This window comes from Cupriavidus sp. GW821-FHT02F09, from assembly GCF_059421605.1.
In genome coordinates this window covers 1-19,141 of record NZ_JBWKVH010000060.1, presented here as the reverse complement: position 1 = coordinate 19,141, position 19,141 = coordinate 1, and the positions used below count along the sequence as shown (strand labels likewise).

Genomic DNA, 19,141 nt, shown 5'->3' with positions numbered 1-19,141 from the left:
TGTGGGGGGGCCGACCGCACCGCCGCGGGGGCTAAAGCTGGGGGCGGTGCGCGCCCGCTGTGGCACTCAGCTGAGTACCCACTCCTTGAACCTGAGCGTCAACTCGTCGTAGTGGTCAGCCCACCATGCATCGTTGCTGACCAGGTTCATCTTGTTGGCGGGATCGGACAACCACTTGCGCACCTCGGGCTTCATCAGCCCCACGGCCTTCTTGCTGGCCGGCGTGTTGCCGTGCAGGTTCATCAGCGCCGCCTGCCGGTCGGGCCGCATCGCGAACTGCAGGTACTTGAGGGCATTCTGCTTGTTCGGCGCATTCTTCAGAACCACGAGATATTCGAGGCCGACGATGTTCTGCTTGAACGAAAAGCCTATCGGCTTGCCCGATTCCTGCGATGCCTTGGCCCGTGTGGCATACGTGTAGCTGAAATCCACCTGCCCGGTTTCCACCAGCGTGGTGGTCTGGGGCGTCTGGTCGACCCATTTCCCGATGTAGGGCTTGATGCGATTCAGCGCCTTGAACGCGCGTTCGACATCGAGGGGATACATCTTCTCGGGCGGCACGCCATCGGCCAGCAGCGCGATCTCGAGCGTCTCGCTTGCGCGGTTGCGCAGCGTCCGCTGGCCGGGAAACTTCTTGACGTCGAAGTAGTCCGCGAAGGTCTCGGGATGCTTTCCGGCCGGATGCTTTTTGTCGTCCCAGCAGATGCCGCCCGTGAAACCGTAGAACGGCACGGCGTCCTTCGTCATCGGCGCGATCAGGTCGCTCGTGTCGAACAGGCTCGGGTCGAGCGGCTCCCAATAGCCGTTCTTCGATCCGGTCATGGCCATCGGCCCTACCGCGTCGAAAACGTCCCAGGCGACATTGCGGGTCATGACCTGCGCCTTCACCTTGGCGAGGTCCGGCGTGTCCACGATCGTGACAGGCACACCAAATTCCTTCTCGAACGGCTTGGCAAGCGCCTCTTCCACAGCTGCCCGGTAGTTTCCGCCCCAGCTCACAACGACAAGATTGCCAGCGGCCATGGCCTTGCGGGACGTCATCACCATCGGCGCGCCCACCGCGACGGCGGCAAGGGCCGTACCGGTGGTCTGGAGGAATCGGCGGCGGCCAGGTTTCGCGTTGTTGTCAAATGACATTTCAATACCTCTGCGGTCAGTGGGATCAATGGGGTCAGTGGGATTGCTCGCGTGCCAGCAGCGACGGGGTCACGCTAGCCAGCCGGTCTCGCAATTGGACACTTGCCGGGAGCATCGGGGGCAATACCTGGCTGCCGATACCCCAGCCGAGCAGGTCCATGGCGGCTTTCAGCGGTGCAGGGTTCGGTTCAGCAAAGATGGCATCGATCAACGGGCGCAAGGAAGCGTGCAGCGCCACTGCCTCCTGCAGCTTGCCGCTCATGGCGAGGTCCAGTACGCGCTGCCATTGACGGGGCACGATGTTCGAGCTGGAGATGATCGCGCCCACCGCTCCCATTGCCACGTGCAACGGCATGACGTCTTCCTCGCCAGTGAGAATCGCAATCTTGGTGCTGGCCAGTTCCGCCACGCGCATCTGCTGGGCAAGGTCCGGGTTGCAAGCCTTGATGCCCACCACGCGGGTCATGTCGGCAAGACGGTCCACGGTCTGATATTGCAGTGCAACGCCGGTGCGGTACGGGATCTCGTAAAGGATGATGTCCGCATCCACGGCGTCGGAGAACCGTCGGAAGTATTCGACAATGCCGTCTTGCGTCGGACGGAAATAGTAAGGCGTGACCACCATCAGCGCCTTGGCGCCGGCCGACACGAACGCCTTCGCGTTATCGATGGCATCGCCTAGGCCCGGCGAGAGAATGCCCGGAATTACATGGAGGTCTCCGGCGCCCGCCTCCAGGGAAGCTTCGACGACCTCCATCCGTTGACGCGCCGACAGCGAGGTGTATTCGCCCGTGCCGCCAAGCGGGACCACGCCTGCAGCGCCTGCTTCCGCCAGGCGCCTGATATGGGACACAAGCGGACCGACGTTGACGGTCAGTGCTTCGGTCAATGGGGTCGGGAGGGCAGTCAGGATGCCTGAATACTTGTGTTGCGTGGTCATGTCTCTTCGCTTCCTTCTTTGGGGTCTCAGCGCGGGGAGTGGCAGAAAAGCCGTTCCACTCCTATCTGCCTTGACCATAAGTCATTGCCATTTGCGCCAGTCAAACATCAGTGGGCCTGACGCTCTACATAACGCCATCTTATTCAAGCAACACCTCGGCCGGCTCGGGCGCAACCAGGGAAGCAAAATGCCGGCCATCCGGACGCGGCATGAATGCTCGGCTTTAGGGAATAACCCTGAGAAGGGGCCGCGGCAGGCCCTGAAAGGGTGCGCCGAATGGAATGCTGGCACAGCGCTGGGGAACAGCGGTGCCAGCACAACAGCGGCGTGGGAGACTACGCCTCGAACTTCCAGTTGCGTACGGGCAGGTAGTTTTCCTTGACGACGCGCGGCGACGTCCAGCGCAGCAGGTTCATGAACGAGCCCGCCTTGTCGTTGGTGCCGCTGGCACGTGTGCCGCCGAAGGGCTGCTGCCCCAACATGGCACCCGTCGGCTTGTCGTTCACGTAGAGGTTGCCTGCGGCGTGGATGAGCACCTCTTCAGCTTCACGCAGTGCAAATCGGTCCGTCGAGAAGACCGACCCCGTCAGTGCATAAGGACTGGTGGCATCGATCAGCGACAGCGTCTCGGACCACGTGTTGTCGTCATAGACGAATACCGCCAGCACGGGCCCGAACAGTTCTTCCTGCATGAGCTTGTGGCGAGGATCGGCGACCTTGAGTACCGTAGGCTCGACGAAGTAGCCGGGATCCTTCCAGGTCTTGCCGCCATAGACGAACTCCACACCGGTGTCCTGCCGGGCCGATGCGATGGCGTTGTCCAGCTTGCTGTGCGACGCCTCGCTGATCACTGCGCCCATGAACGACCTGGGGTCCGCCACGTCGCCAACCTGGAGTTCGGCCAGCCGCGCGCACAGCTGCTTGCTGACTTCAGGCCAGAGGCTCTTCGGGATATAGGCGCGCGATGCTGCGCTGCATTTCTGTCCCTGGTAGCCAAACGCACCCCGAATCAATGCAATCGACAGGGCATCGACATCCGCCGACGGGTGCGCGAGCACGAAATCCTTGCCTCCGGTTTCGCCCACCAGGCGGGGAATCGAACGATAGGCGTCGACATTGCCGGCCACCTGTTTCCAGAGCGACGTGAACACGGCTGACGAGCCCGTGAAATGGATGCCGGCAAGATCCGACGAACCCAGCGCGATCCTTGTCGTCAGCTCAGCCTCGCCCGGCACGAAGTTGATGACGCCCGACGGCAGCCCCGCCTCCTCCAGCGCTTCGTAGCAGAGGAAGTTGGCCAGCGCGCTCTTTTCGGATGGCTTCCACAGCACCGTGTTGCCCATGATGGCCGGGGCAGTAGTCAGGTTGCCACCGATCGCGGTGAAGTTGAACGGCGACACGGCATAGACAAAACCTTCCAGCGGCCGCCAGTCTGCCCGGTTCGCGGCGGTCGGCACCGACAGCGGCTGTTCAGCGTAGACCTTCTGGGCGTTGTAGGCGTTGAAGCGGAAGAAGTCGATCAGCTCGCAGGCGCTGTCGGGCTCGGCCTCTTCGATCGTCTTGCTTTGGCCGAGCATCGTGGCCGCATTGATCCGGATGCGATAGCGCGTGGCGATAATCTCGGCGGCACGGTGCAGCACGGCCGTACGGCTTGCCAGGCTCAGGCTGGCCCAATCCCGTGCAACCGAACGAGAATTCGCAATGGCGTCACGGATCTGGTTTTCGGTCGGACGGTGGATGCGCGCCAGCACGCGCTGATGGTCGTGCGGCGCACGCACTTCTACCACATCGTTGGAGAACAGCCGCTTGCCGCCGATGACAGTAGGAATTTCCACTACCTCGAACTGGGCGAGTGCCTCCTTGAGCTGATTGGCGGCGTCCGTACCTTGCCGAAACGACATTTCGGGCTCGTTTGCGGGAAACGGAAGTTGAGGACCTGAAATCACGCGGACTCCTTGTTACGTCGAATTTGGAACCAAAACCGGGCGAATTGCGGAGGACTGGCTGTCCGTCAGCGGCAGGCTGGCGCTCGCACGAAAGCCCGATACCAAATTCGAGAGTAAGCGGGTCCCATGGGCCCACCCGTAAGTTAACCGGCGCTTATGTTCAGGATTGGCGCTGGTTATGTGTCGTCGTCGTTCCCCAGGCTGCGTGCGTTTCTGTCAGGCGCCGGAGCCGGAGGGACTGAGGGAAAACACCTCTTCGGGCTCCAGTGACAGCGCTTCCCCGATATCACGGGCCACTTGTTTTTCGTAGGCGCTGCAAAGCAGGTCGTGCATCTCGTTCGGCAGGTTGCCCAGCTCGTTCTCACGTGAACTGAGATAGAACGTGCGGGTAAACGGCTCATAGGGCCGGCCGTGACGGGCGAACTGCCCCAATGGCACTACGCGTATGTCCGGCACGAAATGCCGGGATTGCCAAATGCAGAGCGGTGTCGTGATCGCAAATCCGAGGCCGGCCGCCACCAGGCTCATCATCGGATCGGTGGCGTCGAATTCGCAGGTGCGCTCGATGTTGTCCGTGTGTGCCATCAGGTAGGCGTCCACGTGCTGGCCGATGACAGAGCGGGCGCTATAGCGAATGAAGCGAAGGTGCCGCCCCAGGTCGGTCAGCGAGGCGAAGCGGTCGATGGCAAAGCCCTTCGGCAACACGACATAGTACGGTTCCGAGAACAGCCGCTGCCGGCGGATGCCGATCGAATTGCCCACGCCGGTGGTAGTGACCGCCATGTCGAGCTGGCGTGTATCGAGCAGCGCATCAAGGGTGGGGGTAATTCCGGACCACAGGCGGATCTGCTGGGACGTTCCCGTAAGCGCCTTGATGATGATCGGTCCGACAGTAGCTGCGAACGAATCCACACAGCCCAGTCGGACAATGACGCGCTTCGCACGCGTTACGTTGCGAACGCTTTCCACCATCTGGTCAGCGCTCTGCAGGATGGCGGTGGCATGCTCGAACAGCCGCTGTCCGGCGGCGGTGGGCCGGGCAGGCCGCGTGGACCGGTCCAGAAGCAAGGTGTCGAGCAAAGACTCCATCGCTTTCACCCGCTGGGATACCCCGGCCTGAGAAATCCTCAGGCGAATCGCCGCGTCGGAAATGGATCCCGACTCAACAACAGCCACCCAGCTTTCGAGAAGCTCCCAATCGGGATAACGCCCGGTACCCTCGCCGTTCATGGGGCATGATCGTTGACTTGAATGTTATCGAATGTAACATAGGTGGCAAGGCAGAAGCAGCAGCACTAGCGCAGCATTCCCGAATCTCACCTCTTTGTCACAAACGGTGCGGGCTGGGCCTATGTTGGCGTGAGTGACGTCAGCGCCTCTTTTTGGTGGGGGAATTGCCCCTAGCGTTGCCCACAAGGTACGTACGCCGCGGTATCACCCGACCGCATCTCAGCGTTCGAGATAGCCGCCTCGTGTCCCGGGAAATACATCGCGGCAGCAGGGAATACATCGCGGCAGCATCGCCGTCAAAGCCGACGCGCGCGCGAGGTTGTGTCGGTCCTGAAACCACTCGCAGCGTGGATGGGCGTCTGCCGAAACCTGCAGTCGCCGGCTAAGATGGCTGTTTGAGCCGTGCTTTCTCCGCTTTGGCCAGATAGGAGTGCAGCTTCCTAAGGTGCTCGGACATCAACAGGGAGGCTTGCTCGGCCTCGCGCTCCCGAAGGTGTTGCAGGATGCGGAAGTGGGTCTTAACGGTCGTCGGCAAGGGCACCACATTGTCCCGCTGCAGCAGCGAGGAAACCAGGTCGGTAAGGGCGCCGACCAGCAGCACCATCACTTCGTTGTGTGTGGCCCGTGCGAGGACGCGATAGTAGTCCAGCAGTTGGGCCCGGCGCTCTATCAGCTTGCCTTCCTTGGTGAGCGCCTCAGTCAACTCGATGCTGCGCTGTAGCGCGTCGAAGTCCGCCTCGGTGCCGCGCATGCAGGCGAGGCGAATGACCGCGTCCTGAACGATGGCCCGGCTCTCCGTCAGATCCTGGATCGAGATGCTGCCAAAACTCAGCAGGTCGTTCAGCGAGCTGGAGACCACGGACGAGCCAACCTGCGAGATGTAGGTTCCGCCCTTTGGACCTTTGCGCAGTTCGATCACGCCTGAACGCTCGAGGCTTCTCAGTGCCTCCCGGACTGCCGACCTGGAGGTTTGAAATCCCTCGGCGAGATCCCGTTCCGAAGGCAGCCTGTCGCCTGGCTTGAGGGCGCCGCTTGCCAACTGCTCTTTGATCTTTCCGCAGATGTCCTCGAAGACCCGTGGCGGCCTGTCAGTCGTCGCGCTTGAATCTGGAGTTGGCACCATACCTGGAAATCGCACTGGATAGATAAGCAAAATGTGGGGCCGAGGATGAACAGCACTCTCTTGTCGCACTGGCGCTACTCAGCAACTACGCCGGCAGCCTTGATCATGGCGGAGGTCTGCTGGCTTTCGGCTCGGATTGTATCAGCCAGCATCTTGCCATCGCCGGCTACAACGGTGAGACCCTTCGTATGGACTTGCTGCTCGACGAACACCGGATCCCTCAGCACTTCCGCTACGGCCGCCCGGATCTCTTTGACTACGGCGTCGGGCGTACCGGCCGGCGCAAACAGCGCATACCAGATCGAGCTCTTGGCATAGGGAAAACCTTGTTCCACCGTGGTCGGCACGGACGGGTACTGGCTCAGTCTGGTATCGGCTGCCACTGCCAGCGGCTTGAGCCTGCCGGACTTGATATGGGTTTCCATCACGGCGACGCTGCCGCTGGCAAGCTGCACGTCACCCGCGAGCAATGCAGTCAGATTCTGCGAGATGCCGTTGTAGGGGACATGCAGGAGTTGAATCTTCTCGTGATCGTTGATCGCGGAGAAGAGCAGGTGCGGCTGGCTGCCGTTCCCGTAGGAGCCGAAGTTCAGGCTGTCCGGCTTCTTCCTGGCCAGATCCACCAGCTCCCTGAGGGAATTTGCGGGCAGCTTGGCATTGGCCACGATCAACTGGTCGGCCTTGACCATCATGATGACCGGCGCAAAGCTCGTCTCGGGATTGTACGGCAGCCTTTTGTACAGGAAGCGGTTCGAGACGACAGTCTGGTTCACCGTTGCCAGCAGTGTGTAGCCGTCTGCAGGCGCGCGCGCCACGAATGCCGCGCCAATCGCGGAGCCCGCGCCGGCCTTGTTATCCACGACGATCGGCTGCTTCCAGCGGGCAGCCAACCGACTTGTCATGGCGCGGACGAGCACGTCGATGCCGCCCCCGGCGGCGAACGGGACAATGACGTTGACGGGCTTTTCCGGATAGGCGGCCAGCACCGGCGCGGCAGCGAGCAGCAAGGCGCTGGATGCGAACAGACTTATCTTCTTGAACATGTTGTCTCCTGATTTTCTTGTCCGGGTGCCGCCGGCAGTCCTTGCCTGTACCGGTTTATCGGACACCGCGGCACGGTCGTCGCGACGCGGGCCACAAGGCCCGGTCCGTTCTAGTACGCACGTGGTGCAACGGCTTCGCGTTCCTTGACGTCCAGACTCATTTCACCCACGCCCTGGATGGCGATCTTCAACGTATCGCCTGCCGCGAACGGTCCAACGCCTTCCGGCGTGCCGGTGGCGATGACATCGCCGGGCGACAGCGGCAGCACCGACGAGATCAACTCGATCAGCTCCGCCACGCCGACGATCATGTCCTGTGTTGACGCTTGCTGGCGCAGTTCGCCATTGACCCATAGCTGGTTGCGCAACCCGTGGGGATCGCCGACCTCGTCCGCCGTGACGATCCATGGCCCCAGCGGAGTGAAACCCTCGAAGGATTTGCGCATCGAGCGCTCTTCTTCCGCGACGCCAGGTTCGATACGCATGGTGGCGTCGATCAGGCAGGCATAGCCGAACACGTATTCCATGGCGTGTTCGCGCGGAACATCGCGACCCGCTTTCCCAATGATGACCGCCAGCTCGGATTCGTGATCGAAGCGCCGGGTGGAACCCTTGGGCAGGAAAATCGTACCGCCAGCCCCAACCAAGGAGCCGGGTGCCTTCAAGAAAAAGCCTTGTTCCCTGGCGCTACGGCCGCCCTTGGTGACGACGCGGTCTCCCAGTTCGCCGATGTGCTTGCGGTAGTTTGCCGGAGCGGCAAATACATGCGGCGGGCAGGGCGCGGCAGGAAGCAGGCGCACCGCATCCAGGCGTCGAGGGAGGCTTGCCGCGCGGCATCGCTTGAGTTCCTCCTGAACACTGTCCCAGTTGGCGATGAGCCAGTTCAACCGCTGCTGCGGAAATGCGTCGATACCGGAAGGCACCACCGCGGTGACATCGTACAGTTGGTCTCCTTCCACCAGACCAATCCGGTAATCGTCGAACGACCCGATCTTCATGCCAATTCCTCTCTAAAGTAACCCAATGATTTCAGTACCGGCAGATCGTTGACCTGCCACAGCAGGGCGTCTTGCCCGCCGGTGTTCTCATGTGCATGCCAATCCCAGGGCGCAACCGTGAAGAGGTCGCCCGCGCACCACGCGAAGCGCTGGTCCCCGACGCTGGTCGCCCCTTCGCCGCGCATGACGTAGTAGAGCTTGCTGCCGGTGTGGCGCCGCTTCCGCCCCACAAAGCCGGACCGCAGCAGCTGCATCCGCATGGCGAGCGTTGGCATGGCAGGGCCGCCGCCCAGCGGATTGCGATACTCGAGCGCAACATCGTCATACGCATCACCCGGCATGCCCGCGGCGGCTGCGATAGCCTTCTCGGCCATGTCGAAAGGGTAGGCCAGCAACGGGTTGGCGCCGCCGGCGCGAGGCTGCGCCCCAGGAGGCATCATCAAGCCGGCGCCGAACTGGCGCCAGCTCCGATCCGGCACCGTGTCCACCGGCTGCAGGCCATCCGTATAGGGTTCGAAGAACGTGGCTTCCAGCGCTTGCATCAGCGAGATGTCAAGGACGTCAAGCCAGATCATCGGCTGGTCGCCCCGATGTACGTGATCGTGCCACGCCCACGATGGCGTCAGCACGAGATCGCCCGTGCGCATCGGATAGCACTCGCCATCCACCGTCGTCCATGCTCCCTCGCCTTGCATGATGAACCGCAGGGCGTTGGCAGTGTGGCGGTGCGCGGTGGCGACTTCGCCGGGCAGGATGACCTGGATCGACGCCCAGAACGTATTGGTGGTGCCGCGCGGCAGGCCGGGGTTGTGCAGGCGCAGTGTCCGGCGCGGCCCACCTGCGGTCAGGTCGACCTCCTGACCGATGCGTTCCAGCAAGGGGCACAGATCCTCCCAGCGCCAATGCACGGACTGGGTCGCAGGCCGCGGGCTGCGCGTGAACAATGGGGGATCGTCTGGCTGGTGCACTCGGCAGTGGTACTTTGCCAGGTCCTGCTTCAGTGCACGTCTGCGATCCGCGTCCTGGCCGATGAGCTCGTCTGACATATCAGACCTCGGCCAGTTGGTAAGCGCGGCGCGCAACAGGACTGCCGGCGGCACCCATGCCCCGCACGACATCGACGATGCGGCGGGCATCTGCGGGGACAGTGTCGGCACGCCATGCCACCGAGCCGTCCGGCCGCACCAGCACCAGGCGGCGTCCATAGATGGCCTGGGCTTCGCCTTGCGCGATATCGGCCACCTCCAGCGGCAGACCGACCTCCGCAGCCGCCTGCGTGATGGCATCCACCCCGGGAGGATGATCGCCAAAGCGCAGCAGTACGTAGTGCTTGCCGAAAAGGTCCAGCGTGGACTTTCCTTTGGAAAGCCACACGTGGGGCGCGCGCGATCCCGGCCTCGCGCTCTGCGTGTACCGCGCCACCTCGTTGGGCGGGGAGGGCGTGCCATCGGGAACGACGATCGGCGAATCCTCGTAGACATAACCGAGATGGATGCCGATGGAGAACCATTCGCGCTTCATCATCGCCGTATAACGCGCACCGTACTCACGGCGTGCCGCATCGATATGCACGTTGTTGCTATCGAAGATGGCCGCTTCAGGCTTGACCACCCGCGGCGACAGCATCCGCCGGAGATTCTCTCCGGCTTCTGTGACGTTGCGCACCGCGACAGGCCGCTGCTCATCCTCGTAGGAATCGAGCAGAAGGGGGCCGCCCCAGCCCTGCAGCGTGCCAGCCAGCTTCCAGCTGAGGTTGACCACATCAAGGATGCCCGTGTTCATACCGAAGCCGCCTGTCGGGGAGGTCAGGTGCGCGGCGTCGCCGGCGATGAAAACCCGTCCCTTGCGGTAATGGTCCGCCACCAGTTGCCGCCTGACCCAGGGCAGGACCGAGAGGATCTCGAAGTCGAACTCCCGTCCCACGGCTCGAATGATGGCGCGGCGGATCTCTTCATCGCCGAGCGTGCGCTTTTCGGCGTTGCCTACCAGAGAGAATCGCCATTGGTCACGGCCGTTGATGGCCACCAGCGTCGCCCAGGTGCCCTCCGGTCCGATGAAGATATAGCGGTAGCCGGGCTGCTTGGTGTGAAGCCGCTCGAGCCCGTCGCAGCGGAAGATGACGTTGGTCGTGTAAGTCAGCACGGCATCGCCCGACATGCCGATGCCGAGGGCCTGGCGCACGGCGCTGGCACCGCCGTCGCAGCCCACCAGGTACTGCGCTTCGATCTGGTGGCGTGTTCCGGTTTTCCCATCCTTGACCGTCACGATTACGTGGTCACCACGGTCTTCCAGTGTTTCCAGCTCCGTCTCGTACACCAACTCCGCGGCCCCCGTGCTGGCGGCAAAGCGCTGCAGCACCGGATCGAAGAAGTTCTGCGGGCAGCGCTCACGCTTTTGCGGGCTTTGCGGCGGACATGTTTCGTTTCTTGGTGCCGGGAATGTCTCCCGGCCGAACTCATATCCATTCAAATCGGTCACCCAGGCACAGTCCTGCGGGTAGTCCCGGTTGTAGCCGGCCTGTTCCACCGCCTCGACGATGCCCCAACGCCGACAGAACTCCATGGTTCTGATGCCGACCATGTCCATGCGAGGCTGAGGAACGACTCCGTTGCTCCTTTCGATCAGGGTGCACTTGACACCACGCCATCCGAGATCGCCCGCCAATGCCAGGCCGACCGGTCCACCTCCCACGATCAGCACCGGGGTCTTCTGGATCATTCTGTCCCTCCATTCTTCATTTAAGCCGACGCTGCCGCCCGCTAGCCAGAACCGTCGACATGACTCGACAAGGCATTCCTACCTCGGGGCATGCGCCGGGCAATATTGAGTTGGTCAGACCAAATTGGTACGACCATGTTGGTCTGACCAAATTGTAGCGAAGTAGATCATTTGCGCGAGTTGGTAGAAACCCTGGGGCGACGATCGAGAGTTGAAGGCTTCACAGCGGATGCGATCAGGGCGATTGGCACCAACACGTTCGGCTCACAGCTCGACAGGTTCGTTGACCAAATTTGCCGCGTCGACTTCTGCCCTTGCTACCGCATCGATGCGGATGCTGTCGACGTGGTCGCATTCAGCGATCCGAATCGCTTCGAATCCGCTGCACGCATCGCACTCGGAGGATTCAGCCATCGCATTGCGCCGGGCTGCGCCACATGGCATCCGTGCGATTGTCGATTTCGTTGGCTCGGCGCAGACCACGGGGATCGCCCTCGAGAACATCGCGCGCGCCGGCAGCGGCCGTTACGCGAAGAGGTCCGGGCCGCGCTGGATAGCTGCGGGCAAGAGAAGAAGGCTGCGGCGGCCAAGCTGGGGATCTCACGGCAGGCGTTGTATCGCATCTTGGCGAAGGCCCCGAGCATCAATAACCCCCCTGGCGACTGACCGTCGCCGACCAACTTGGAGAAGGACATGCACGAGGACCGCAAATACTCGGCCGAAGAGGTTGCCGGAATCCTGGCAAAGGGCATCGGTCCGGAGGCGCTGGAGACCTGGCCGCTGACGTCGCTGCCAGATTATGTCATTGGCGTTGCCCGGGCTGCGGCCGCCCTCGAAGGCGGCGACGACTTTGGGCAATTGGAAGATGCGCTTCGCCCGCGGCGCGCGCTGCGGACGCAATGGGGCCTCCTGGTGGTGGATCATTCCCACGACAGCGACGGGGATACCGTGGCGATTTTTGGTTATCTCCAAGCCGATCCCTACCTGGAGTTGCCTCACTTGCGGAAAGAGGGCGAGACGGTCGGGATCCATCTGAGCGACGCTGATCAGCGATGAGCTCGTAACGCCGGCCGTTCAGACCACCGCCAGTACCATGCGCAATCATCCAAAGCATAGATTGCCGCCTCTGTGAGCGGAAGCGGACAGCCATGCCGGCAATCCGAATCGCGGCTTCCTGTGTCTCTATCCGGCGCACCGCCTGATCACAATCGGGCAGCAAGGCGAGCCTGCTCAAGGAACGATCCGATCAAGCTTGCGCGGGACGAGGTCCTGCGCCATAGCACGCCGAACCGGCGTGGTTCCGGCTCCGACGGCAGCGAAAGCTTGGCAATGCGCAGCGCCGACGTCAACGGAGACGCGATGTCCGGAACCAGCGAAACCCCCAGGCCACGATCCACCATCATTGCGATCGCGAGCAGGGAGCTGAGCTCGAAGCGCTCCTGCGATGGGGAAATACCGGCCTTGCGCAAGTAGGCATCAGCCTGCTTTCCGCCACCGAGAGTCCGGTCATATCGGATCAGCGGCCTGGTTCGCAGAAGCTCGTGGGGATCGGCCTTCCTGTCGCGCTCCGCGGCAAGCACGACCAGCGGCTCCTGGCGAAGCAGTTCCCATGCGATCGCTTTCGGCATCGGGAAAGGCGGATGCAGGCAGACAGCGGCATCTAGCTCCGACCGTTTGACCGCGTCATACAACTCGCCCGACATCGCTGACTGTATGTAGACCGACACGCGCGGGTGTTCAGCCGTGAAGCGCGCAAGCGCATCCGGCAGCAGGCTGTGGAGCGCCGTATTGATGGTCCCGATGCGCAGCTCGCGAATCTCGTCGGCCTGATTTACCCACCCCCTCAGGCTGTCGACTTCCCTGAGCAGTGAAATGCAGCGCTCTGCGAGACGGCTCCCTGACTCGGTGGGCGCCACCGTCCTGCCGGCCCGCCCGAGCAGCTTAGACCCGAGCTCTCGTTCGAGCACCTGAATCTGCTGGGAGATCGCCGCCGGCGTGACGTCGAGCCGTCTCGCCGCCTCGGCCAGCGAACCTGTCTCGACGACTAGGGCAAACGCCTTGAGATAAGCGGTTTCCATAGATTTACTACTGAATGAATGTGGGAAAGCATAGTTTATCTTTTTTATGGATTGGCCGACACTGCACAGCATTCCACAGACACAGAGCCAGGTACTGACCATGAGAAGCAAGCTGTTCGTTCCTGCTTCGCGCCCCGAGTTTTTCCCGAAAGCGCTGGCAAGCGATGCGGACGGGCTGTCCTTTGACTTGGAGGACGCCGTTGCCGAAGATAGCAAAGCCGAAGCCAGGTCCCTGCTGTCGCATCTCCTGCGATCCACGGAAGCACGGGCGGCGTCCAAGACGCTCATCGTTCGCGTCAATGGCATCGCCTCGGGGCATTTCGAAGCAGATCTCGCCGCCGTCGTGGTACCGGGCCTGCACCTGGTGAATGTGCCGAAACCGGAGACCGGCGACGACGTCCGGCGTGCGGCGGCGGCAATCGAGCAGGTGGAGCGGGCCAACGGCTTTGGGGAAGCCGACGCCAAGGTCCGCCTGCTGCTCAATATCGAATCGCCGGTGGCACTGCGCCGCGCCGCCGAACTGGCAGGCGCGCATCCGCGCGTCGCGGGTCTTCAGCTTGGGCTTGGGGACCTGTTCGAGCCGATCGGCATTCACCGGCGCAACCCGGCGGCCATCGCGGCGGCCATGTTCGCCGTGCGGATGGCCGCGGGCGAGGCCAACGTCTTTGCCTACGACACGGTGTTCGCAAACATTCGGGATGCCGAAGGCTTCCGCGCCGAGGCGGAGATGTCCAGGCAGATGGGTTTTCTCGGCAAGAGCTGCATCCACCCGAGCCAGATCGCGCTGGCCAACGCGGTCTATCGGCCGTCCGACGAGGAGATCGCGCATTCGGTGCGGGTCGTTGAGGCCGCCGCCCAGGCACAGGCCAGGGGGATCGGGGCCTACGTCGTCGATGGGAAGATGATCGACCCACCCTTCGTCCGGCGTGCGCAGGCCATTGTCGAGATCGGCAGGCGGCTGGGGCTGATCACAGCCTGACGCGACCCTGCACAGAATAATGACAGGAGACAGAGCATGAATGAGACCATCAGTACCTTACCGTCACGTGGGGTCGCGGGATGCTTCGCGCTGATCGCCGCTGCCGGCGCGCTGGCCGTATCGCCTCATGCGGGCGCGGAGAATGCATATCCGTCCAAGCCCATCACCCTCATCGTTCCCTATCCGCCCGGAGGCTCGAATGACATTTTCGCGCGGATCGTGGCGATGGAAATCGGCGAGGACCTGAAGCAGCCGGTGATCATCGACAACCGGCCAGGCGCGAGTGGCAACACGGGAACCGCCATCGTGGCCAAGGCTGCGCCGGACGGCTATACCCTGGTCGCAGTGTCCTCGAGCATGACGACCAACGCTGCGGTGCAGGGCAAGCTGCCCTATGACGCCATCAAGAGCTTCTCGCCGGTCGCGATGCTGGCCCAGGGGCCCTTCATCGTTGCGGTCAGCAATGACTTCCCTGCCAGGACGCCCCAGGACCTGATCAACGCGATCCGGGCGAATCCGGGCAAGTTCAACTATGCGTCTTCCGGGCCCGGCAGCGTCAATCAGTTCGGCACGGAATTGCTCAAGGCCAAGGCCGGCAAGCTCGCTATCACGCACGTACCCTACCGTGGCATGGGCCCCGCCATCACCGACCTGATCGGCAACCAGACGCAGCTGCTGATCTCGAGCGGACCGTCGCTGCTGCCGATGGTCCGGGCCGGCAAGGTGCGGGCGGTGGGCATCACCAGCCTGGAGCCGAGCCCCATCGCGCCGGACCTGGTGCCGATGGCGAGCGCGGTCCCCGGCTACGAGTTTGAGCTCTGGTGGGGGTTTCTCGCGCCGGCGGGTACGCCGCCAGCGGTCATCACGAGGCTCAATGCTGCGGTGAACCACGCGTTGGCGACGCCATCCGTCAAGGAAGCGATCCTCAGGGAAGGCGCCGTGGCGAAGTCGGGCACCCCCCACCAGTTCGCCGATACGATAGCTGCCGATGTGGCCAGGTGGACGGCACTGGCCAGGCAGCAGAACATTGTCGCTGACTGATTTCCTAGCTGATTTCGGAGTCTGTATGCAAATCAACACCACTGCCGGGGATGGCGTATTCGGCGCAACCCGGACGGGACAGCCAGGACCACTGAGCGGTGTGCGCGTGCTGGACCTGAGCGCCTATATCGCGGGGCCGTACGGTTGCTCGCTGCTCGCCGACCAGGGTGCGGACGTCATCAAGGTCGAGCCGCCTATGGGCGACAATCTGCGCAAGTATCCCTCGACGCTGGAGGCCGAAAGCCGGGCTTTCCTGGGCGTCAACCGAAGCAAGCTGGGCGTCGTGCTCGACCTGAAGCGTTCGGCCGACCTGAAGCGGCTGCTGGCGCTGGTGCGCAACGCGGATGTGCTGGTGCATAATTTCCGCCCCAGCGTGCCGGGCCGGCTCGGCATCGGCTACGAGCAGCTCAGCGCCGTCAATCCGCGCCTGATCTACTGCGCCGTGACCGGCTACGGCGAGACGGGCCCGCTGAAGGACAAGGCCGGCTACGACCAGGTGCTGCAGACCATGACCGGCATGTGCGCGCTGCAGGGCGAGCACAGCGGTCCGCCGGAGATCCTGTATGGCTCCGTGGTTGACTACTACGCCGCGGCGCTAGTCGCCGGAGCTGTTTCCTCGGCGCTCTACGAGCGCGAGACGAGCGGCACGGGGCAATATGTGGGTGTGTCGCTACTGCGTGCGGCCCTGACCATGCAATCCGCCCGCATGGTATGGGCCGATTCGGAACCCCGGGATGTCGGACGCGACATGCGCTCCGGCGGGATCACAGGCATCCATCCTACCAGGGAAGGCTATCTCTACATCTCCGCCAACACCCCGCATTTCTGGCAAGCGCTGTGCGCGAAGACCGGCCTGGCCGATCTTCTGTCGACCGATCGCTACGACAGCGTGCGCAAGCGCGCCGAGCATCATGAGGAAATCGTACCCCGCCTGCACGCTGCATTGCAGCAGCGGTCGGCGCTGGACTGGGAAGCCATGTTCGGCGAGGAAGTGCCGTGCGCGGCCGCTCGTTCGGTGGAGGACATGTTCGACTTTCCCCAGGTTGCCGCCGAAGGGATGGTGACAACGTTCGAGCACCCGGTGGTGGGTCGCTATCGAGGCTTCACGCGTGCGGTCAAGTTCGGCCGCACGCCCGGCCCGGAGCCGTTCGCCGCACCCGTGCTTGATCAACACGGGGACATGGTCCGGGATGCCGCGGACAGGCTGGGGCGGGATGCCTGATTTCACCCATGGCGGCGCGGCCCCGCTGGTGACGAACAGCTCGGCTACTGCCGCGCCGCACAGTGTGGCAATAGCGCATGCCTGCGACTCCCATCTGCATATCTACGACGCGCGCTTCGCGGCCATTGCACCCCTTGTGGCGGACGCGACCGTGGAAGACTATCGGGGTATACAGGCGCTGCTCGGGACGAGCCGCGCGGTCGTGGTACAGCCGCGATGCTATTGGACCGACCATAGCTGTACGCTCGATGCGATCCAGCGGCTGGGCCCCGCCAATACCCGCGGGATTGCAGTGGTACGCCCGGATGTGACGGACGAGGCGTTGCACGACCTCCATGCGGGAGGTATCCGGGGCATACGCTTCTCCCTTTATACGGAGGCGCATGCCGTCGTCGGCTTCGAGATGATGGAGTTGCTCGCCAACCGCGTGGCCGAACTCGGCTGGCACCTGCAACTGCATTGGACCGCCGACCAGATCGCCGCGCATCGTGACCTGCTGTCGCGGCTGGGCACGCCGCTGGTCTTCGATCACCTGGCCCGCATGCCGCTCCCCGGAGGAACGGCACACCCGGCGTTTGCGGTCGTGTCCGAGCTGCTGGATCGCGGCAAGGCCTGGCTGAAGCTGTCTGGCGCTTACCTCGACTCCCTCGCGGGCGCCGCCCGGCATTATGCCGACGTCGATCCGGTGGCGAAGGCATGGGTGCGGGCCGCCCCGGAACGACTTGTCTGGGGCAGCGACTGGCCTCACCCCACCGAGACGCGACACAAGCCCGACGACGCCCTGCTGTACGACTTGCTTGCCCATTGGGCAGGTACCCGGGGGGCCCACCGCAGGATACTGGTGGACAACCCCGCCTTGCTGTATGGATTCGAGGCCGCGTGAGCCGGCCAGACCAAAAGGAGAAAACATGAGAAAGACCTTGCTGGGCCTTTGCAAAGGCCTGACGATCATGGCTGCCCTGGTGCCCCTCGGCGCCATCGCCTTCCCGGACAAACCGATCCGCATGGTGGTGCCCTATTCGGCTGGTGGCGGCGCCGACAATACGGCGCGCATCGTGGCCCAGAAAATGGGGGAAATCCTTGGGCAGAGCATCGTGATCGACAACAAGCCGGGCGCCGGCGGTGTCATCGGCGCCGACGCGGTGGCGAAGGCCGCCCCTGACGGCTACACTGTGCTCTACGACGCGTCGGCATTCGCGGTAAACGGTGCATTGCGCAAGCTGCCATTTGATCCGCTCGGGGACTTCATTCCAGTCTCGCTGGTGGTGACAGCGCCGCAGATCCTCGTGGTAGCCGCCAATGCCCCCTACAAGACGGTAGCAGACTTCATCGCCTCGGCGAAGAAGACGCCTGGCAAGCTGACCTACGCATCCGCCGGCGCCGGGACAGGATCGCATCTTGCCGCGGAGATGTTCAACGAGCAGGCGAAGATCGAACTGCTCCATATCCCATACAAAGGTGGCGCGCCGGCGCTCACCGATGTGATGGGGGGACAGGTCGCGACTTATTTCGGCAACTCGGCATCCACGCTGCAATACGTTGCCAGCGGCAAGCTCAAGGCGCTCGCGGTGACCTCCAGGAAACGGATACCGGGCTTGCCCAATACGCCAACCCTTGCGGAAAGCGGCATGCCGGACTATGAAGTGCTCGAGTGGAACGGCGTGTTCGTCCCCAAGGGCACGGCACAGGATCGCGTGCAGGCCATCGCGTCCGCCGTGCAGAAGGCGGTCGCCGATCCAGGCGTGCGCGCCAAGCTGCAGCACACCGGCGTGGATCCGGTCGGAAACGCTCCGGAAGCCTTCAAGCGCTTTGTGCAGGCCGAATCATTGCGCTGGCACGCACTTGTCAAGGCGCGCGGGATCCGGGTAGAGTAGGCCCCCCCCCCGCGGGGCGGCATCGTGCCCGCTGGCGGGGGCTCATCGCCGCCCTGCAGCGCACGTTCGCTGGCCCACTGCTGCGTGGCGCTACAGCTTCGGCCGCGCCATGAGCTGCGACGAACTGCTGCGCAAGCTCGATCGCGAGGACAGCCGTGGTCGGTCCATGCCCTGCGCGGCGCGGCGCTGCGCGAGCAGCTGGAGCGCCGCGAGCGCAGGCGCAACCCTGGTCCCTACTACCGTCCCTATGGCGTCCTGGACGAAGTGGTGCGCGACCTCACCTGACTGCTAGCGATCTCCCGAAGGCGACGGCTGCGCGGCCTAGTCGAAAGCCCGGTTAGTGACCTCAAGCCGCAATCGGTGAGCCGTGTCGCCAACGTGCCGCGCCACGCGATTCCGGCCTGCCTGCTTGGCTACGTAGCAGGCACGATCCGCAGCCTGAATCCACTGGTCCCAGTGCTTGTCGCCGGCGTCGACCCATGCGACGCCGATGCTCATCGTGACCCGGACCTGTGTTCCGGCCGCGTCGATGACCATGGCTTCGACGCGCCTTCGCAACCGCTCCGCGATTTCCATGGCCTTGTCCGCACTGACTTTGGGCAGATATAGTGCAAACTCCTCGCCCCCCGAAGCGGGCGAAGGCATCACTTGCGCACAGACTGCCTTAAATGTGGCGATACCGCCAGCAAGGAAGATGAGGCGAGCCGCGTCGATTGCCGCACTGGTTGCCAGGCAAGGCAATCAGCGGTAGCCGCGCGGGGAGCGGATCACTGAGCCGATCTCGCCAGAGCTCGACGGCCGCGGCAGCGAGG

General features: G+C 63.4%; 18 protein-coding genes. 7 read left to right on the top strand and 11 right to left on the bottom strand.

Annotated features, from left to right (window positions below; all coding sequences use genetic code 11):
* Nucleotides 1-66: 66 nt before the first annotated feature.
* The 9 genes from AC07XB_RS35630 to AC07XB_RS35590 form a co-directional block, all read right to left on the bottom strand.
* Nucleotides 67-1,137, bottom strand: coding sequence for an ABC transporter substrate-binding protein (locus AC07XB_RS35630; protein ID WP_492832330.1), 1,071 nt, complete (start codon nucleotides 1,135-1,137; stop codon nucleotides 67-69).
* A 34-nt stretch (nucleotides 1,138-1,171) separates the two neighbouring features.
* Nucleotides 1,172-2,077 carry a 4-hydroxy-tetrahydrodipicolinate synthase gene (gene dapA, locus AC07XB_RS35625; protein ID WP_492832332.1) on the bottom strand — a complete coding sequence of 302 codons (906 nt, stop codon included), beginning with the start codon at nucleotides 2,075-2,077 and terminating at the stop codon, nucleotides 1,172-1,174.
* A 335-nt stretch (nucleotides 2,078-2,412) separates the two neighbouring features.
* Nucleotides 2,413-4,023 carry an L-glutamate gamma-semialdehyde dehydrogenase gene (pruA, locus tag AC07XB_RS35620; protein ID WP_492832334.1) on the bottom strand — a complete coding sequence of 537 codons (1,611 nt, stop codon included), beginning with the start codon at nucleotides 4,021-4,023 and terminating at the stop codon, nucleotides 2,413-2,415.
* A 216-nt stretch (nucleotides 4,024-4,239) separates the two neighbouring features.
* Entirely contained in the window at nucleotides 4,240-5,253 is a 1,014-nt protein-coding gene (locus AC07XB_RS35615) for a LysR family transcriptional regulator (protein WP_492832336.1), read from the bottom strand.
* 382 nt (nucleotides 5,254-5,635) lie between these two features.
* Nucleotides 5,636-6,376: a FadR/GntR family transcriptional regulator gene (locus AC07XB_RS35610; protein WP_492832338.1), complete on the bottom strand. Its 741-nt coding sequence runs from the start codon at nucleotides 6,374-6,376 to the stop codon at nucleotides 5,636-5,638.
* Nucleotides 6,377-6,450: 74 nt separating this feature from the next.
* Nucleotides 6,451-7,419 carry a Bug family tripartite tricarboxylate transporter substrate binding protein gene (locus AC07XB_RS35605; RefSeq protein WP_492832340.1) on the bottom strand — a complete coding sequence of 323 codons (969 nt, stop codon included), beginning with the start codon at nucleotides 7,417-7,419 and terminating at the stop codon, nucleotides 6,451-6,453.
* Between the two features lie 110 nt (nucleotides 7,420-7,529).
* A complete protein-coding gene (locus tag AC07XB_RS35600; protein ID WP_492832342.1) occupies nucleotides 7,530-8,417 on the bottom strand; it encodes a fumarylacetoacetate hydrolase family protein in 888 nt (295 codons plus the stop codon).
* The gene (locus AC07XB_RS35595; protein WP_492832344.1) at nucleotides 8,414-9,499 is read right to left on the bottom strand and encodes a cupin domain-containing protein; all 1,086 of its coding nucleotides are present in this window, start codon (nucleotides 9,497-9,499) and stop codon (nucleotides 8,414-8,416) included. Before AC07XB_RS35595 ends, AC07XB_RS35600 begins: the two co-directional genes overlap by 4 nt.
* Nucleotides 9,465-11,135 (bottom strand): FAD-dependent oxidoreductase, encoded by a 1,671-nt coding sequence (locus AC07XB_RS35590; RefSeq protein WP_492832346.1) that lies wholly within the window; start codon nucleotides 11,133-11,135, stop codon nucleotides 9,465-9,467. The genes AC07XB_RS35595 and AC07XB_RS35590 overlap by 35 nt, the downstream gene beginning before the upstream one ends.
* 171 nt (nucleotides 11,136-11,306) lie before the next feature.
* Between AC07XB_RS35590 and AC07XB_RS35585 the strand changes: the two genes are divergently transcribed.
* Nucleotides 11,307-11,801, top strand: a complete 495-nt coding sequence (locus AC07XB_RS35585; protein WP_492832348.1) for a helix-turn-helix domain-containing protein — start codon at nucleotides 11,307-11,309, stop codon at nucleotides 11,799-11,801.
* 27 nt (nucleotides 11,802-11,828) lie between these two features.
* Entirely contained in the window at nucleotides 11,829-12,191 is a 363-nt protein-coding gene (locus tag AC07XB_RS35580; protein ID WP_492832350.1) for a hypothetical protein, read from the top strand.
* A 146-nt stretch (nucleotides 12,192-12,337) separates the two neighbouring features.
* Here AC07XB_RS35580 and AC07XB_RS35575 read toward each other — a convergent pair whose 3' ends face one another.
* Nucleotides 12,338-13,213 carry a LysR substrate-binding domain-containing protein gene (locus AC07XB_RS35575; RefSeq protein WP_492832352.1) on the bottom strand — a complete coding sequence of 292 codons (876 nt, stop codon included), beginning with the start codon at nucleotides 13,211-13,213 and terminating at the stop codon, nucleotides 12,338-12,340.
* Between the two features lie 100 nt (nucleotides 13,214-13,313).
* Here AC07XB_RS35575 and AC07XB_RS35570 point away from each other — a divergent pair, with 100 nt between their 5' ends.
* The 5 genes from AC07XB_RS35570 to AC07XB_RS35550 are packed head-to-tail and all read left to right on the top strand — an operon-like array spanning nucleotide 13,314 to nucleotide 18,329.
* On the top strand, nucleotides 13,314-14,192 hold the full coding sequence (locus AC07XB_RS35570) for an HpcH/HpaI aldolase/citrate lyase family protein (protein ID WP_492832354.1): 879 nt from the start codon (nucleotides 13,314-13,316) through the stop codon (nucleotides 14,190-14,192).
* Between the two features lie 36 nt (nucleotides 14,193-14,228).
* The gene (locus AC07XB_RS35565; protein ID WP_492832356.1) at nucleotides 14,229-15,233 is read left to right on the top strand and encodes a tripartite tricarboxylate transporter substrate binding protein; all 1,005 of its coding nucleotides are present in this window, start codon (nucleotides 14,229-14,231) and stop codon (nucleotides 15,231-15,233) included.
* Between the two features lie 25 nt (nucleotides 15,234-15,258).
* Nucleotides 15,259-16,455, top strand: coding sequence for a CaiB/BaiF CoA transferase family protein (locus AC07XB_RS35560; RefSeq protein WP_492832358.1), 1,197 nt, complete (start codon nucleotides 15,259-15,261; stop codon nucleotides 16,453-16,455).
* Nucleotides 16,448-17,338 (top strand): amidohydrolase family protein, encoded by an 891-nt coding sequence (locus AC07XB_RS35555; protein ID WP_492832360.1) that lies wholly within the window; start codon nucleotides 16,448-16,450, stop codon nucleotides 17,336-17,338. Before AC07XB_RS35560 ends, AC07XB_RS35555 begins: the two co-directional genes overlap by 8 nt.
* 25 nt (nucleotides 17,339-17,363) lie before the next feature.
* Nucleotides 17,364-18,329, top strand: coding sequence for a tripartite tricarboxylate transporter substrate binding protein (locus AC07XB_RS35550; RefSeq protein ID WP_492832362.1), 966 nt, complete (start codon nucleotides 17,364-17,366; stop codon nucleotides 18,327-18,329).
* A gap of 321 nt (nucleotides 18,330-18,650) precedes the next feature.
* Here AC07XB_RS35550 and AC07XB_RS35545 read toward each other — a convergent pair whose 3' ends face one another.
* Entirely contained in the window at nucleotides 18,651-18,974 is a 324-nt protein-coding gene (locus AC07XB_RS35545; RefSeq protein ID WP_494752825.1) for a GGDEF domain-containing protein, read from the bottom strand.
* Nucleotides 18,975-19,141: the final 167 nt, after the last annotated feature.

What these genes read in the sequence shown, in the direction of transcription:
- AC07XB_RS35630 (WP_492832330.1), bottom strand. Translation starts at nt 1,137, where the DNA reads ATGTCATTTGACAACAACGCGAAACCTGGCCGCCGCCGATTCCTCCAG.
- dapA (WP_492832332.1), bottom strand. Translation starts at nt 2,077, where the DNA reads ATGACCACGCAACACAAGTATTCAGGCATCCTGACTGCCCTCCCGACC.
- AC07XB_RS35615 (WP_492832336.1), bottom strand. Translation starts at nt 5,253, where the DNA reads ATGAACGGCGAGGGTACCGGGCGTTATCCCGATTGGGAGCTTCTCGAA.
- AC07XB_RS35610 (WP_492832338.1), bottom strand. Translation starts at nt 6,376, where the DNA reads ATGGTGCCAACTCCAGATTCAAGCGCGACGACTGACAGGCCGCCACGG.
- AC07XB_RS35605 (WP_492832340.1), bottom strand. Translation starts at nt 7,419, where the DNA reads ATGTTCAAGAAGATAAGTCTGTTCGCATCCAGCGCCTTGCTGCTCGCT.
- AC07XB_RS35600 (WP_492832342.1), bottom strand. Translation starts at nt 8,417, where the DNA reads ATGAAGATCGGGTCGTTCGACGATTACCGGATTGGTCTGGTGGAAGGA.
- AC07XB_RS35590 (WP_492832346.1), bottom strand. Translation starts at nt 11,135, where the DNA reads ATGATCCAGAAGACCCCGGTGCTGATCGTGGGAGGTGGACCGGTCGGC.
- AC07XB_RS35580 (WP_492832350.1), top strand. Translation starts at nt 11,829, where the DNA reads ATGCACGAGGACCGCAAATACTCGGCCGAAGAGGTTGCCGGAATCCTG.
- AC07XB_RS35575 (WP_492832352.1), bottom strand. Translation starts at nt 13,213, where the DNA reads ATGGAAACCGCTTATCTCAAGGCGTTTGCCCTAGTCGTCGAGACAGGT.
- AC07XB_RS35570 (WP_492832354.1), top strand. Translation starts at nt 13,314, where the DNA reads ATGAGAAGCAAGCTGTTCGTTCCTGCTTCGCGCCCCGAGTTTTTCCCG.
- AC07XB_RS35565 (WP_492832356.1), top strand. Translation starts at nt 14,229, where the DNA reads ATGAATGAGACCATCAGTACCTTACCGTCACGTGGGGTCGCGGGATGC.
- AC07XB_RS35560 (WP_492832358.1), top strand. Translation starts at nt 15,259, where the DNA reads ATGCAAATCAACACCACTGCCGGGGATGGCGTATTCGGCGCAACCCGG.
- AC07XB_RS35555 (WP_492832360.1), top strand. Translation starts at nt 16,448, where the DNA reads ATGCCTGATTTCACCCATGGCGGCGCGGCCCCGCTGGTGACGAACAGC.
- AC07XB_RS35550 (WP_492832362.1), top strand. Translation starts at nt 17,364, where the DNA reads ATGAGAAAGACCTTGCTGGGCCTTTGCAAAGGCCTGACGATCATGGCT.
- AC07XB_RS35545 (WP_494752825.1), bottom strand. Translation starts at nt 18,974, where the DNA reads ATGCCTTCGCCCGCTTCGGGGGGCGAGGAGTTTGCACTATATCTGCCC.